The sequence below is a fragment of the Caulobacter sp. DMC95 genome, assembly GCF_056313785.1.
The window spans coordinates 31,610-46,466 of record NZ_JBQUZP010000005.1; the positions used below are offsets into that span (position 1 = coordinate 31,610).

Consider the following 14,857-nt stretch of genomic DNA (forward strand, 5'->3'; position numbering starts at 1 on the left):
GGGCGGGATCAAGCCTTGCGAGACGCCCATGCCCCCCGCCCATCCCCTGATCGCCGCCGCGCTCGCGACTTGTCTCTTGAGCACCTCCGCCTTGGCTGCAGGTCCGATGGCGTTGAGCGCGGCTCAGGAAAAGGCCATGGGTATCGTGCTGGCCACCGCCAAGCCCGCCTCGGGCGCCCCGCTGGCGGCTCTGCCAGGCGCGATCACGCCCCCGCTCAACGACCGGCGGGTCGTCGCCGCCCCGTTCGCGGGGACGGTGACGCGGGTCCACGTACTGGAGGGTCAATCGGTCAAGGCCGGCGCGCCTTTGGTGACCTTGTTCAGCCGCGAGGCGCTGACCGTGTCGTCCGAGCTTGTCCAGAGCCAGGCCGAGCTGCGCGTGGCCGAGGCCGCTGCGCGTCGGTTGCAACAACTGGCCAGCGAAGGCGTCATCGCCGGCGCTCGCGCTGAGGAGGCCCAGGCCCGCCTGGCTCAGGCTCGCGCCATGGTCAATGAGCGTCGTCGCCTGCTGTCCGGTGGTGGCGGGACAAGCGGCGACTATGTCCTGCGCGCACCGAACGCGGGTCGCGTCGCAGCCGTGACCGCCCAGCCTGGCGGCGGCCTCGAGGCCATGGCGCCCGCCGTGACGCTGGATCGCGCCGATCGCCTTTGGGTAGAAGCGCGAGTGTCGCCCGAGATCGCGCGCAAGCTGAAGGTCGGCTATCGCGTCCGGGTCGGCGACATCGCCGGACGCATCGTGGCGCTAGGCGCCAGCATAGACCCCAAGACCCGGTCGCTGCCCCTGCGCGCCGAACTCGACACCGCCGCAGGGCTTGCGCCAGGCCAGACCGTCACGGTGACAGTTCTGAGCCCCGCCCCGACCGGCGCTCAAGCCATTCCCCGCAGCGCCCTGGCTCAGGACAGCGCAGGCGCGCGCGTGTTCGTCAAGACCGCCGCCGGATATGAGGCGCGGCCGGTGACCGTGGTGGGCGCGGCGGGCGCAGAAGCAGTCGTCAGCGGACTTCCCCCAGGCGCGCGCGTGGCGGCCTCGGGCTCTTCACAGCTGAAGTCGGCGCTGGGCCACTAGGATGCGCAAGCTCATCGCCTTCGCGCTCTCACAGCGCCTGCTGGCCGCCGTTCTGGCCATCGCCCTCGTCGGCCTGGGCGCCGATGCGTTCCTGAAGCTGCCCGTTGACGCCTTCCCCGACATCTCGCCGACCCAGGTGAAGATCATTCTCAAGGCTCCGGGCATGACCCCCGAGGAGGTCGAGAGCCAGGTCATCACGCCCCTGGAGATGGAACTTCTGGGCATTCCCAAACAGGCCATGCTGCGCTCGACGGCGAAGTACGCCATTGCGGACCTGACCATCGACTTCGCGCCGGGCACGGACGTCTATTGGGCCCGCCAGCAGACTGCGGAGCGTCTGTCCAACGCCTTGGGCGCCCTGCCCGCAGGAGTGAGCGGCGGCCTGTCGCCCATCTCCACGCCCCTGTCCGACGTCTTCATGTTCACGCTGGAGGGCGAGGGCCTGACGCTGGAGCAGAAGCGCACCCTGCTGGATTGGACCGTCCGTCCCGCCCTGCGCGGCCTGCCCGGCGTGGCTGACGTCAACGTACTGGGCGGCCGAGCCAAGACGTTCGAGGTCTCCCCCGATCCTACCGCCCTGGCCGCCTCGGGCCTCACCGCCCAGGCGATCATCGACGCTATCCCCGCCTCGAACCGCAACGATGGGTCGGGCCGCCTCAGCGAGGGCGAAGAGGCGTTGGTCGTGCGCGTCGCTGGCGCCATCACCAGCCTGGACGACCTTCGGGACACCGCCATCGCCTTGCCCGGAGGCGGCGTCGCACGCCTCGGCGACTTGGCGGAGGTCAGCGAAGGCGCCCTGACCCGCTACGGCGCGGTCACCGAGAACGGCCGGGAAGAGGCCGTCCAGGCGATCGTCATCGCCCTGCGCGGCGCCGACGCCAAGGCGGTCGTCCGATCGGTCGAAGCGCGGCTCAAGGAGCTTCAGCCCTCCTTGCCGAAGGGCGTGACGGTCAGCCCGTTCTACAATCGCTCCGACCTGATCCAGCGCGCGACCGGAACGGTCAACAAGGCCCTGGTGGAAGCCACCATCCTGGTCATCATTCTGCTGCTGTTGTTCCTGGGCGATCTGCGGGCTGCGACGGTTGTGGCGGTGACCCTGCCTCTGGCCGCGCTGACCACCTTCCTGCTGATGCGGACCTTCGGCCTCTCCGCGAACCTCATGAGTCTGGGTGGGCTAGCCATCGCCATCGGCATGCTGGTCGACGCCGCCGTCGTGGTCGTCGAAAACACCGTCGAGCGTCTGGATAACCCCAACATCACCGGCTCGCGCCGCCTGCACGCGATCTATGAAGCCGTCGCCGAGGTCGCCGCGCCGGTCACGTCCGGCGTGCTGATCATCTGCCTGGTGTTCTTGCCCCTGCTCAGCCTGCAGGGCCTGGAGGGCAAGCTGTTCGCGCCCGTGGCGCTGACCATCGTCTTCGCCCTGGGCTCTTCCCTCCTGCTGTCGTTCACCGTGATCCCGGTCCTGGCCTCGCTGCTGCTGAAGGCGCATCCGCACAAGGAGTCCTGGATCATGCGCAGGATCGGACCGTTCTACGAGCGTCAGCTGGCCCGCGCCCTGGCCCGGCCCAAGCCCGCGTTTGCGGCGGCGGGCGGCGGCATGGTGCTGGCGGCGGTCGCCTATGTGCTGATCGGCAAAAGCTTCATGCCGACAATGGACGAGGGCGCGATCCTGATGCAGCTAGCCAAGCTGCCCTCGATCAATCTCGACGCCAGCGCAAGACAGGACATGGCCGTCCAGCGCGCGATCCTGGCGCAGGTGCCCGAGGTGAAGCGGATCGTCGCCCGTGTCGGCTCCGACGAGCTCGGCCTCGACCCCATGGGCCTGAACGAGACCGACAGTTTCCTGGTTCTGGCCGACCGCAAGGACTGGCGCCGGAAGGACAAGGCTTGGCTGACCGAGGAGATCCGCAAGGTCGCCGCCCAGTTCCCCGGCGTGGAGGCCACCTTCACCCAGCCGATCGAGATGCGGGTGTCGGAGATGCTGACCGGCAGCCGGGGCGACCTCGCTGTCAAGGTGTTCGGCCCGGATCTCCAGACGCTGGGCGATCTGGCCGGTCGGATCGAAGAGACCCTCAAGAAAACGCGCGGCGCATCTGACGTCTACACGGTCGCTGGCGACAGCGTGACCTATCTGCAGCTGGACGTCGATCGCGCCGCCGCCGTGCGGGTCGGCCTCTCGGCCCAGGCCCTGCAGGAGGAGCTGCGCGCCCAGCTGGAAGGCGCGCCGGCCGGCGTCGTCTTCGAACAGGGTAAGCGCACGCCGATCCTGGTCCGGGGGCCGCAAGACCTTCGCGAGGATCCCGTCCTGTTCGAACAAGCTCAGATCGCCACGCCTGATGGCGGCGTCGTGCGCGCCGGGGACGTAGCGCGGGTGGAGCGTCGGGAGGGTCCGGTCAAGATCGACCGGGAGAACGCTTCCCGCTTCGCCGTGATCCAGGCCTATGTCCAGGGTCGCGACCTCGTGGGCTTCGTCAAGGAAGCCCAGGCCAATGTCGCGCGCGACGTTCCACTGCCGCCCGGCTATCGCATCGCGTGGGGCGGACAATTCGAGAACCAGAAGCGCGCGGCGGCGCGTCTGGGCGTGGTGGTGCCGATGGCGCTGGCCCTGATCTTCCTGGTCCTGTTCATCAGTCTGAAGTCGACGCGCCAGTCGCTGCTGATCCTGGCCAATATCCCTTTCGCGATGATTGGCGGGCTGGTGGCGCTGTGGATCTCGGGCGAATACCTGTCGGTGCCCGCCTCGGTCGGCCTGATCGCCCTGTTGGGCATCGCGGTGCTCAACGGCCTTGTCCTGGTCTCGCATTTCAACGAACTGGTGCAGCGCGGCCGCGACATCGCCACGGCGGTCACCGAGGGCGCCCGCCGCCGGCTGCGACCCGTACTGATGACCGCCAGCATCACGGCGCTGGGCCTGGTGCCTCTGCTCACCGCCACCGGCCCCGGCTCCGAGATCCAGCGCCCGCTCGCCATCGTCGTGGTCGGGGGCCTGGTGACCTCGACCCTGCTCACCCTGATCCTGCTGCCCATCCTCTATCGCCGCTTCGGCGTCGAGCGCGGGGCCGCAGTGCTGGAGGCTTCATCGTGAAGGCCCTTCTCCTTGCCGCAGCGGCCAGCCTGGCCCTGACCTCAACCGCCAACGCCGCCGACACCGGCTGGACGCGGCCGGACTTCCTGCCGAGCGACGCGCATATCCTATCGGCGCTAGAGGGCTCGCCGGAGCTGGCCGAGGCCCGCGCCCTGCAGCGCGGCGCCGAGGCCGAACAGCGCGGTCTGGCGGCCGGCCCCTATGAGACGACAATCGGTCTCTCAAGCGACCGGCGCCGGGTTCGGGGCGAAGGCGACTTCGCCGAATGGTCCTTGCAGGCCAGCCGCCCCCTGCGCTCGCCCGGCAAGCGCACGCTCGACCTGGCGGCGGGCGCGGCGGGAGCCCTGGCGGCGCGCGACAGCGTGGACGACGCGCGCCACCAGGCCTCCCTGCGGCTGGCCGGCCTCTGGATCGAATGGCTGGAGGCCGAGGCCCGCGCGGCGGTCGATCGCGACGAGATCGCCGTCGAGCAAAAGGAAGTCGCGGCGCTGCGGCGGCGGATCGAACTTAAGGACGCCGCCGTGCTCGAGCTTGAACTGGCGCAAGCGGCCCTGGCCCGAGCCCATGCCACCTTGGCTGAAACCCAAGGACGCGCCGAGGCGGCGCGCTCGGCGCTCGACATGCTCTACCCGGGTCTGGCCCCGGCCCAGGCGCCCAGCCTGTCCGAGCCCGTGGCGCCAACCCGCGCTTTAGACGACTGGATTCCCGTAGTCGTCGCGCGCAGCCATGAGATCACCATCGCCAAGGCGCTGGCCGACCGCGACGGCGCGCTGGCCCGCCGGGCGAAGCTCGACCAGCGCCCTGACCCGACCCTCGCGCTGCGGGTTTTCAACGAGCGAGGCGGCGCCGAGACGGGGGCGGGTTTCACCGTCAGCATCCCCTTTGGCGGCGGCGGACGATCGGCGACAGCTGAACGTCAGGCTGCATCGGCCTCCGCCGCCGAGGCGCGCTATCGCATGGTGGCGCGTAACGTCGAGGCCGAGGGACGCAATGACGTGGCGAAGGCCCGATCGGGGCTTGCCGCCTGGGCGCGCAGCCGCGAAGCCGCCACTGCGGCGGCTCAGGCCTCGGATCGCGTGCAGCGCGCCTACGCGCTCGGCGAGCGGGACCTGACGGACGTGCTCGCGGCGCGGCGCCAGCTGTTTGACGCGCGCCGCGCCGAGGTCTTGGCCCGCGCCGCGGCCCAGGGCGCACTGCTGCGACTGGCCCTGGACGCCCATGAACTTTGGCTTTCGGAAGAAGAGGCGTCGCAATGACGGCGATGATCAGCCTTGCGCTCGCCCTGGCGCTTTCACAGGCGGAACCACAGCCCGACGTGGTGATGGGTGAGATCGGCAGCCGCGCGTTCGTTCTGAAGTCGGTCCACCTCGATCCACGTCTCGACAATCGCCCGGTGCTACGCGGATGGATGTGCCGCCGAGCGCCTGGCGCGTCGCTCCGCCGTCTCGCCATCACGGCTGAAGACGCGTCAGGCGCGACGATCTGGAGGGGCGTCGTGGCGACGCCCTCCTTCGCTCCTGGCCGGACACATGAATGCCGAGTTCTGAAGATCGACGTGCCGTCCGAGATTGCACCACAGGCCGTGCGGTGGCGCCTGGAGCGCCCTTAACGGCGGACCAACAACTACCGTCACCCGCGCGTCAAGAGACCGCGCGTGTAGGCTATGGCCGCACAATCATAGAGGCGTTACTCAAAACGGATCGCCTTGCACGATAAAGGAGATACGTTGAAATATTCACCAAGTAAAATTTTGACCGATAGATACGTATTTCAGGCTCATTTCAGGTGCGAGTGCTAGCAGGGAGAGACAACATAACTCGCATAAGGGAAGGCAGCTTAAATGTCGGGAAAGCACAACAGCGCTCAATCGAGCCAAGAAAAGTATGTTTTCACCTTTGACGCGTCAGGCAAGGTAACGTCCGTCGCCGAGCTCGAAGGCAATGGTCGGCCTTCCTACGAACGGATCGACCGGAATGAGACCTACAATCGCTATGGCGATCTGGTCATCAAGCTCGAGACCGAACGCGGATCCACGGAGTGGACCGCCTATGCCGACAGCGACCGCGACGGCCTGTGGGCCAAGCTGGCCTCGGGCTATGGAGCGCCCGATCTGCCAGGCCTCGCGACCCTGCTGAAGTCCGCAGCCCAGACCGTCCACCCGCCGAGCGCCTCCTCCGGCGCCTGGGGGCAGGATGACCACGATGATGATGGCGAGAACGACTTCTCGGCCGACGCTTGGCACGGCCCGGGTCGGGACGACGACAGCTCGCTGGATCACGACGGTGATGATGAAGCCGGGCGCGGGTCAGATTCTGACCAGTATGTCTTCACCTTTGGCGCCGATGGCGCGGTGACCGCAGTTGCGGAAATCAAGGAGAACGGCCAGCTGAAGTTCGAAGCGATCGAGCGTGATGAGAGCTACGCGCGGGTCGGCGCCTTCGTCGTCAAGACCGAATGGGACGATGGACGCTCAGAATGGACGGTCTACGCCGATGGCAACGGCGATAGCCGATGGACAGAGGTGGCTGAGGGCCATGGTACTGTGAACCTTTCAGGCGTGATCAGCCAGATCGAACCTGGATACCTCGGCCTGACCTGAGAGTCGCGATCGCCCCAGGCCTCGTCGCGCCGAGGCCTGGGGCTATTGTCATGTCGCGCCCGGGTTGCGCCATTTGCTGACACTGGCGCATCTCCAGGATCCCGACATTCAACGCGCTGGGCGAGGGCGCGAAATCCATCGTCACAGTTAGCGGCGATGATCCAAGTCCACGTCTGCTGAACCATAGGGCGAGACTAGCCGCCCTGGTCTTGTCCCAACCCGTAACCTGAGCCCTCGGCAAGACGTAGCGCTATGCTTCGCCGCTCGTCAGCCGAGATCAAAGCTAGTATCGTGCTCGCAACTCCAGGGTGATCGTTCTGGGTCTCAGCGGCGTTCTTTGCGGCGACAACGTCAACGAGAACGGATTGCCGTACGCAAAGGTGTCGCCCTTGCTCCCCAAAAGATTGTCGGCCGCTAGGCGAAGTGTCAGCCGATCAGACTGCGCTCTGACCGCCGTCCGAACCGTCGTGTAGTCGCCCATCGTGAGCGCCGTGGCGGCGTCCAAGGCCAGGCGCGAGCGTCCCACATAGGCGACGCGCAAATCCGCGCCCCACCCCCAGGCAGCCGATAGCCGCCCATCGTAGCTCCCGGCGATCGAGGCGGCCACCTTGGGGACGCCCGCCAAGCCAAAGTCCTGGCGGCCGGGAAAGCCGGGACTCACGGTCTCCAGTTCGGGATTGTTGAGCAGAAAGCTGGCGTCCAGCCTCAGCCCGCCGGCGACATAGCCGCCCTCGAACTCGACCCCGAGATTGACGCCGTCGCCAAGATTGGCCGTGTAGGGCAAGCCCGACGGCAGGAGCTGATCGCTCTGGATGTTCCGCCACCGCGCCTGAAAGGCCGCAGCCCGCAGGCGCAAGCGTCCGTCGAGCAACGCCGACTTCGCGCCCAGCTCAAAGTTCCAGAGCTCATCACCGACATAACGACGCTGCGGCTGCCCGTTGATCGCGTCGAAAGCCTGGCCAGGAAGGATCGCCGTATTGAAGCCCCCCGCACGGTAGCCCTCCGAGGCTTGCGCGTAGACGAGCGTTCCAAGCCCTGGGGCGTAGGACAGAACAAGCTTTGGAGCGAAGCCGACATAGCTCTGCCGCCCCCGAAACGGGCTTGAGGTAACCCCGGACACCGCCTGGCTCGAGGCCTCGCTGCGGGTCGCAAACAGCCGGCCGCCGAGCGTCAGGCTCCAGCCGCCGCCCAGCGGTCCCACGGCCTCGCCGAACAGGGCTGCCTCGCCCAGAACATCGCGGCGGGTCTCGCGCGCCAGCGTCGCAGGCGAGCGCTCGGTCGAGACGAGCAGGCTATCGCGCCCTTGGCGGGTCCGGGCGAGGAACGCCCCGGTCTGCCACTGGATCCGCTGCTCCGGCGCGGAAGCGAGCGAGGCCTCCGCCATGACCGCGCCGACATGATTGTCATCATCGAACGCCACCGGCCCGCCTGAAGAAAGCGGGATCGGCGGTGCGGCGCTGGCGTCGTATCGGCTGGCGATATCGTGGCGAAGGACGGACAGCGTCAGCTTGGCCTGCCGTCCCTCAAGCGCGCCCCGAATCCCGACATGCGCTTGGAAGAAGTCGTTGTCGTGAGGCTCGGCGACACGGTTGCGCCGCGTGTAGGCTCCCACGTCGCGCTGGACGTACTGAGTGTCGTCAGACTTGATCGCCTGCGCGACGAGCCCGGCGTCGGCGCTCCATCTTGCGCCCACCAGAGTCGTAGCTGAAAGCCGGAGGCCCGAGCGTCGGGTGCTGTTGACGTTGCTCTGTGCTCGGAGCGTATCGTCGATATAGCCGCCGGACTGCTCGACATAGCCGACCATGCGCGCCGCCGCGCGCCCGCCCAGAAGCGGCGTATTGAGCATCGCGGCGGCTGAGCCGCCGCTCTCTCCGCCCTGGGTCGTCGAGGCCGAAGCAGACACCCAGGCGTCAAACCGTTTCGGATCGGGGGAGCGCGAGATCAGTTGCAGCACGCCCCCCAGCGAGCCCGCGCCATAGAGCGCGCCCTGGGGCCCCCTCAGAACCTCGACCTGGGCCATGTCGATCAACAGCAGGTCGGGGTCCGGCGCGTTGTAGGTGAGCCGGACATCGTCGAGATAGATCCCGACCATCGATTGGGTCTGCCCGGTCAGCGGACCGTCGGACAGGCCGCGAAGGATCACCTTGTCCCGACCGGGGCCCAGATTGGTGACCGTCATGGACGGGATGGTCAGCGCCAGGTCGGTTGCGTCGCGAACGCCACGCGACGCCGCTGCGCGCTCATCCAGAACACTGACCGCGTAGGCCAGACGATCCGTCGGCGCGGGACGTCGGGTCGCCACCACCACCAGTTCCGACAGGGGCGGCGGCGCCAAGTCCGGCCTGGGCGCCGGCGATGAGGGGGGCGTCGCACGCGGCGACGCCGGGAGCGGTACAATCTGATAGGCGCGATCGGCCGTCCGCCGCGCTAGGCAGCCGGCGTCTCGGGCCATGGCCTGGATCACAGCGTCGGGCGCCGCTCGCCCAATGAAACCGTGGGAGGGACCGCAGGCGCCGGCGGCGCTGAGATCGATCGAAACCTTGGCCTGAAGGGCGAACGCGGTGGCCGCCGTCTTGAAGGCGCCGGCCGGGATCGCGAAGGCAACGCGGGGGGCGTCGGCTCCCGCCCAAGCGGCGGCGGGCGCGGCGTTCAAGCCAACGGCCAAGATCCAACCGAGGCGCTCACATGCGCAATGACGCAAACCTACGCCCCTCCCGAAACCCGAAGGCGCGTCACCTTAGAACGATTTCTCCATTCGCACGATGCGCCTCGACCCCGGCGTGTTGGGCCAGCAGCCTCACGACCGTGTCCTGGTCGTCCAGGACGAGGACGCCCGAGAAGCGCTTGTCCGCCAAGCCCGGCGCCAGACGGATCGGCGTCTGGAAGCGACGGTTCAGGTCCGAGACGATGTCACCCAGGGTCTCGTTGTCGGCGATGATCTGGCCTTGCGCCCAGGCGAAGGCGCCGGCGGGCTCGACGCGGCGCACCGAAGAGGTCGTCGCCCCCTGCGCGTGGCGGAGCTCTTGGCCGACCGTCAGGCGGATCGGGACGGCGCCGGTCTTGTCGCGCTGCGCGACCTCGACGATCCCGCGACGAACGGTGACCCGTACGCTCTCGGCGTCATGGCGGATGTTGAACGCTGTGCCGACGACGCGCACGCGCTGGTCGCCGACCCCGATGACGAACGGACGCGATGCGTCCTTGGCGACGTCGAAACTGGCCTGGGCCAGGCCCATCTCGACCCGCCGTTCCCGCCAGCCCAAACGGACAGAAAGCTTCGAGCCGCCATCCAGCGTTACGCGGCTGCCGTCGGCCAGCGCGATCTGGCGCACCTCGCCCGGCCGGGTCTCATAGGTCGCCAGCTCGCCCTGCGAGGCCTTCCAAAGCGCGGGGCCTCCCACCATGACGGCCAGTGACGCGGCGATCGCCGCCCCCGCCCAGACGCCGCGCCGAGGGCCGACAGGCGCGCGTTTTGGGAAACTCACCACGTTCGGCTCAGGCTGTGGCAGAGCGTCGGCGACCTCCGCCTTGCGTGCGTCGAGATCGGCCAGGATCAGCTCCGCCTCCTCGAAGGCCGCAACCCGCGCCTCGGACCCTTCCAGCCAGTCCGTCAGGGCCGACCAGTCGTCGGCGGTCGCTACGTCCGACTGAACGCGGACGAGCCAGGCGACCGCTTCGTCGCGCAGCGCCTCCTTCGTCTCGTGCTCGGTCCCGCTCATGCCATCACGCCGTGTTCCGAAAGGCCTGCAACCTCTCTGCTCGCCCCAATGACGCCACAAACCGACAGGCGCCTCAAAAAAATCTTGCTGCAGCGTTTCACGGCCACCGCCCGACCTTGGTGACGATCAGCTTGAGGCTGGCCATCATGTACTTCTCGATGCTGGACCGCGACACGCCCATGGCCTGCGCGGTTTCGGCGTGACTGAGGCCTTCCAGCTTGTGCAGCCGGAACGCCTCCTGGGCGGCCGGCGGCAGGCTCTTCACCGCCTCTAGGATCTTCGACAGTTGCAGCTTGGCGGCGGCGGCCTCGTCCGCCGGGACCTCTTCGGCGACCTGGGCGCCGCCGACATCGGAGACATGCGCGCCGTGCCACTGGGCGTCGCGCGCCTCGGCGCGACGGCGCACCTTGATGCGGTCGAGCATCAGGTTCGAGCCCAGGCGGTAGATATAGGCGACGGGGTTGTCGATGGCCTCGCCCGGCCGATCGACGATCTTCAGATAGATGTCCTGCACCAGATCCTCGGCCGCCTCGTCCGAACGCAGGCGAACGCGGAAATAGCGCAGCAGATCGGCGCGCCGCTCCATATAGGCGGACAACAGGGGATGGACGTCAGGATCGTCCAAGGCGCGTGCGCGCTCCTTACGGCTTGAGCTGCGGGAATCCGCACCTGCGACAATCTTTCCGAAGCTGAACCGCCGCGCAACGGCAGAAAGCTTTGAGGCGCCTTTCCGAGCGCGTCGTCCTTGCCGGTCGAAGGGCGCAGACGCGCGCCGTCGGGCAGGAGGCTCCCGTGCTGGAAGTGACCATGATGAGCGACGGCGCGGCCGTCGGCAGCCTGCGGTTCGACGCCGACCGCGTGCGACGCTTCACCTCGGTCGAGCCCCGGGTGATCTCCCTGCATCACCACTTTCAGCCCGAGCGCAGCCGGGTCGAGGCCTATATCGAGGCCACCTATGCCGAGGCGTTCAGCGGCCGTATCCGCGCCCACTATCCCACCCTGATGAGCGTTCAGGACGCCCAAGGCGAGATCCATGCGGCCGTCGGCTTCCGCCTCGCCGCCGACGCGCCGCTGTTCCTTGAGCGCTATCTCGACGAGACGGTGGAGACGGCGATCTCTAAGGCGTTTGGAACCACGATCCGTCGGCCTCGCGTCGCCGAGATCGGCAACCTCGCCTCCCAGAGCGCCGGCGCCTCGCTGTTCCTGTTCATGGCGCTGGCGGGTCACCTGCACCAGCTGGGCTGCGATCACGCCGTGGCTACGGCCACCCGGCAACTGCGCCGGACCTTTGGACGGGTGGGCTTTCCGACTCAGCGCCTGACCACGGCCGATCCCGCGCGGCTCGGCGCCGAAGCTGACGACTGGGGCGGCTACTACGCACGTGACCCGGAGGTTCTGGCCGGACCGATCGCGCCCGCGCTGGAGCCCCTGACGCAACTGCTGCTGGCGGAGCCGCCCGCGATCGAAGGCCCCTGCGCGCGGCTGCATCCCAGCCTGGGGGGCGCGCAATGAGCAGCATCCTGGCGGCGATCGCCCAGCGCGCGCGTCTCGACGATCAGCGGATCGCGCTGAGCGACCAGACCCTGACTTTGACCTACGGCGCGCTGGAGACGGCGATCGAGGGCGCGGCGCGTGAGCTTTCGATGTGGGCGCCGATGGTCCGCGCCGGCGCGCCCGTCGCCGTGCGGCTGCCCAACGGTCTGGCCTGGGTCATCCTGGATCTGGCGCTGATGCGGCTGGGCTGGACCAGCCTGCCCCTGCCCGGCTTCTTCACCGACGCCCAGCGCGACCATGCGATGCGCGACGCGGGCGCGGGCCTTTTGATCGAGGCCGACCCGGAGGGCGAAGGCGATCTGAGCCTCGCCGGAACCGCGCTGCGCGTGACGCCGCTGGATCTGCCGCACCGCTCCTTGCCGACGGGCACGGCGAAGATCACCTACACCTCCGGCTCGACCGGACAGCCCAAGGGCGTCTGCCTGTCGCACGAGCACATGGAAGCCGTCGCGGGCGGGCTGGTGGAGGCCATCGGCGCCGACTATGCGGGGCTGCATCTGCCGCTGCTGCCGCTGTCGATCCTGCTCGAGAACGTCGCGGGCCTCTACACCACCCTGCTGGCGGGCGGGCGCTATCACATCCTGCCCGCCGACCAGTTGGGCCTCTCCGATCCGTTCCGCCCGGACCTTCCGCGCCTGTCGGCGGCGATCGGCGAGCAGCGCGCCAACAGCCTGATCCTGGTGCCCGAGTTACTGCGGGCGCTGATGATGGTGATGACCTTCACCGGCGTGCGTCTGCCCGAGCTGAAGCTGGTGGCGGTGGGCGGGGCCAAGGTCGCGCCGTCGCTGCTTGACCGCGCCGACGATCTGGGGCTGCCGGTCTATGAGGGCTATGGCCTGAGCGAATGCGCCTCGGTGGTGGCCTTGAACACGCCTGCGGCGCGCAAGGCCGGGACCGTCGGCCGTCCCCTGCCCCACCTCAGCGTGCGCATCCAGGATGGCGAGATCGTCGTCGAGGGCGCCAGCTACCTCGGCTATGCCGGCGGCGAGACCCGGGAAGGCCCCGTGTTCACGGGCGACCTTGGCGAGATCGACGCCGACGGGTTCCTGCGCATCTCGGGTCGGCGCACCAACACCATCATCACCACCCACGGCCGCAATGTCGCGCCAGAGTGGGTGGAAAGCGAGCTCACCGCCCAACCCGAAATCCGGCAGGCGGTCGTGCTGGGCGAAGCCCAGGCGGAACTCTCGGCGCTGATCGTCCCCCTGATCCCCGGCATGGACGAGGCCGCGATCGCCAGCGCCGTGGCCCGCGCTAACGCCAACCTCCCCCCTTACGCCCAGGTCGGTCGCTGGCTCATCCGCGACGGCTTCGATGTGGCGGCGGGCGAGCTGACCAACAACGGACGTCCCCGGCGCGCGGTGCTCAGCGCCCGCCACCAGGACTTCCTCGAACCTTCCACGACAGGAGATCTCGCGTGAGCTTCTACCAACGCCTCGTGACCGAAACGGTCGATGGCCAGATGGGTCTGGCCTCGGTGCCTCAGATCCAGGACGGACTGACCGGCCGCATTTCACGAGAGACCTACATCGCCTACCTCACCGAGGCCTATCACCACGTGAAGCACACCGTGCCGCTGATGCAGGCGGCCCGCGCCCGGATGGACGGCGCTCACCAACGTTTCGTCGCGGCGCTCGACGAGTATATCGCCGAGGAGACCGGGCACGAGCACTGGATCCTGGCCGACATCAAGAACTGCGGCGGCGATCCCAACGCGGTCCGCAACGGTGAGCCGCGCCCGGCGACCCTGGCCATGACCGACTTCGCCTACGACTACATCGCCAACGTCAACCCGATGGGCTTCTTTGGAATGGTGTTCGTGCTGGAAGGCACCAGCGTGAAGCTGGCGACCCACGGCGCTGAGGCGGTCGCCCGAAACCTGGGCCTGGGTCCGGAGTGCTTCAGCTACCTGACCTCGCACGGGGCGCTCGACATGGAGCACCTGACCTTCTTCGAAAACCTGATGAACGAGGTCGAGGATCCGGCGGACCAGGCGGCGATCATCACGGTGGCCAAGGCGATCTTCGTCCGCTTCGCCGAGATGTTCCGCGCAATTCCGCACACCCGCGAGGTCGCCCATGCTTGAGCGCAAGAGCGTCCTGATCACTGGCGCCTCAGGTGGGCTGGGCGGACTGGTCGCCAAATATCTGGCGGCGAGCGGCGCCCATGTCGTGGCCCTGGGGCGCTCGCGCCCGCCGGGCGTCGACGGCTTTCTTCGCCATGACCTCTCGACGCTGGAGGGCATTGAGGCCGCCGCCAAGGCCGTCGAGGGCGGGCGCTGGGACATCCTGGTCAACCTGGCCGGGGTTCAGCACTTTGGTCCCGTCGAGTCCGAAGATCCGGCTCACCTTGTCTCGGGCTATCTGGTCAATCTTGTCGCCCCGGCGCGGCTTTCCCAGGCGGTGCTGCCGGGGATGAAGGCGCGCGGGTCGGGTCAGATCGTCAACATCGGCTCGATCTTTGGCTCGATCAACTTCGCCCACTTCGCCACCTATTCCAGCGCCAAGGCCGGACTGCGAGGCCTGAGCCAGGCGTTGCGCCGGGAGGTCGCGGGCAGCGGCGTCGACATCACCTATGTCGCGCCCCGCGCCGTGCGCACCGCCATGATCACCGACAAGGTCCTGGAGTTCGCCAAGGCGACCCAGATGAATCTCGACGCGCCGGACGCCACGGCGCGCCGGATCGTCTCGGCGATCCGCAAGCGCAAGCGCGACGTCTATCTCGGCTTTCCCGAGAGCTTTTTCGTCCGCCTCAACGCCATCCTGCCGGGCCTCGTTGACCGCGCCCTGAGCGCCAACGACCGCAAGGCCGCGCGGCTCTTCGCCCGCTGA

12 protein-coding genes are annotated in these 14,857 nt (G+C 68.4%); 9 read left to right on the plus strand and 3 right to left on the minus strand.

Features of this window, described 5'->3' with window-relative positions:
• Positions 1–28: 28 nt before the first annotated feature.
• From ACT53N_RS12895 to ACT53N_RS12915, 5 genes are all read left to right on the plus strand, one after another.
• Complete coding sequence (locus ACT53N_RS12895; RefSeq protein WP_476064277.1) at positions 29–1,066, plus strand: efflux RND transporter periplasmic adaptor subunit; 1,038 nt, start codon at positions 29–31, stop codon at positions 1,064–1,066.
• A gap of 1 nt (position 1,067) precedes the next feature.
• Positions 1,068–4,154, plus strand: coding sequence for an efflux RND transporter permease subunit (locus tag ACT53N_RS12900; RefSeq protein WP_476064278.1), 3,087 nt, complete (start codon positions 1,068–1,070; stop codon positions 4,152–4,154).
• On the plus strand, positions 4,151–5,410 hold the full coding sequence (locus ACT53N_RS12905; protein WP_476064279.1) for a TolC family protein: 1,260 nt from the start codon (positions 4,151–4,153) through the stop codon (positions 5,408–5,410). Before ACT53N_RS12900 ends, ACT53N_RS12905 begins: the two co-directional genes overlap by 4 nt.
• Positions 5,407–5,763 carry a hypothetical protein gene (locus ACT53N_RS12910; RefSeq protein ID WP_476064280.1) on the plus strand — a complete coding sequence of 119 codons (357 nt, stop codon included), beginning with the start codon at positions 5,407–5,409 and terminating at the stop codon, positions 5,761–5,763. Before ACT53N_RS12905 ends, ACT53N_RS12910 begins: the two co-directional genes overlap by 4 nt.
• 231 nt (positions 5,764–5,994) lie before the next feature.
• A complete protein-coding gene (locus tag ACT53N_RS12915; protein ID WP_476064281.1) occupies positions 5,995–6,753 on the plus strand; it encodes a hypothetical protein in 759 nt (252 codons plus the stop codon).
• A gap of 283 nt (positions 6,754–7,036) precedes the next feature.
• Here the strand turns inward: ACT53N_RS12915 and ACT53N_RS12920 are convergent, their stop codons facing one another.
• The 3 genes from ACT53N_RS12920 to ACT53N_RS12930 form a co-directional block, all read right to left on the minus strand.
• Positions 7,037–9,406 (minus strand): TonB-dependent receptor, encoded by a 2,370-nt coding sequence (locus ACT53N_RS12920; RefSeq protein ID WP_476064282.1) that lies wholly within the window; start codon positions 9,404–9,406, stop codon positions 7,037–7,039.
• 79 nt (positions 9,407–9,485) lie between these two features.
• A complete protein-coding gene (locus tag ACT53N_RS12925) occupies positions 9,486–10,472 on the minus strand; it encodes a FecR family protein (protein ID WP_476064283.1) in 987 nt (328 codons plus the stop codon).
• Between the two features lie 97 nt (positions 10,473–10,569).
• Positions 10,570–11,097, minus strand: coding sequence for an RNA polymerase sigma factor (locus tag ACT53N_RS12930; RefSeq protein WP_476064284.1), 528 nt, complete (start codon positions 11,095–11,097; stop codon positions 10,570–10,572).
• A gap of 167 nt (positions 11,098–11,264) precedes the next feature.
• On the opposite strand from ACT53N_RS12930, the gene ACT53N_RS12935 reads away from it, so the two are divergent.
• Genes ACT53N_RS12935 through ACT53N_RS12950 form a run of 4 tightly spaced genes read left to right on the plus strand, consistent with a single transcriptional unit; the run spans position 11,265 to position 14,857 of the window.
• Positions 11,265–11,984: a thermostable hemolysin gene (locus ACT53N_RS12935; protein ID WP_476064285.1), complete on the plus strand. Its 720-nt coding sequence runs from the start codon at positions 11,265–11,267 to the stop codon at positions 11,982–11,984.
• A complete protein-coding gene (locus ACT53N_RS12940; RefSeq protein ID WP_476064286.1) occupies positions 11,981–13,447 on the plus strand; it encodes an AMP-binding protein in 1,467 nt (488 codons plus the stop codon). Before ACT53N_RS12935 ends, ACT53N_RS12940 begins: the two co-directional genes overlap by 4 nt.
• The gene (locus tag ACT53N_RS12945; protein WP_476064287.1) at positions 13,444–14,112 is read left to right on the plus strand and encodes a TenA family transcriptional regulator; all 669 of its coding nucleotides are present in this window, start codon (positions 13,444–13,446) and stop codon (positions 14,110–14,112) included. Before ACT53N_RS12940 ends, ACT53N_RS12945 begins: the two co-directional genes overlap by 4 nt.
• Complete coding sequence (locus ACT53N_RS12950) at positions 14,105–14,857, plus strand: SDR family NAD(P)-dependent oxidoreductase (protein ID WP_476064288.1); 753 nt, start codon at positions 14,105–14,107, stop codon at positions 14,855–14,857. The genes ACT53N_RS12945 and ACT53N_RS12950 overlap by 8 nt, the downstream gene beginning before the upstream one ends.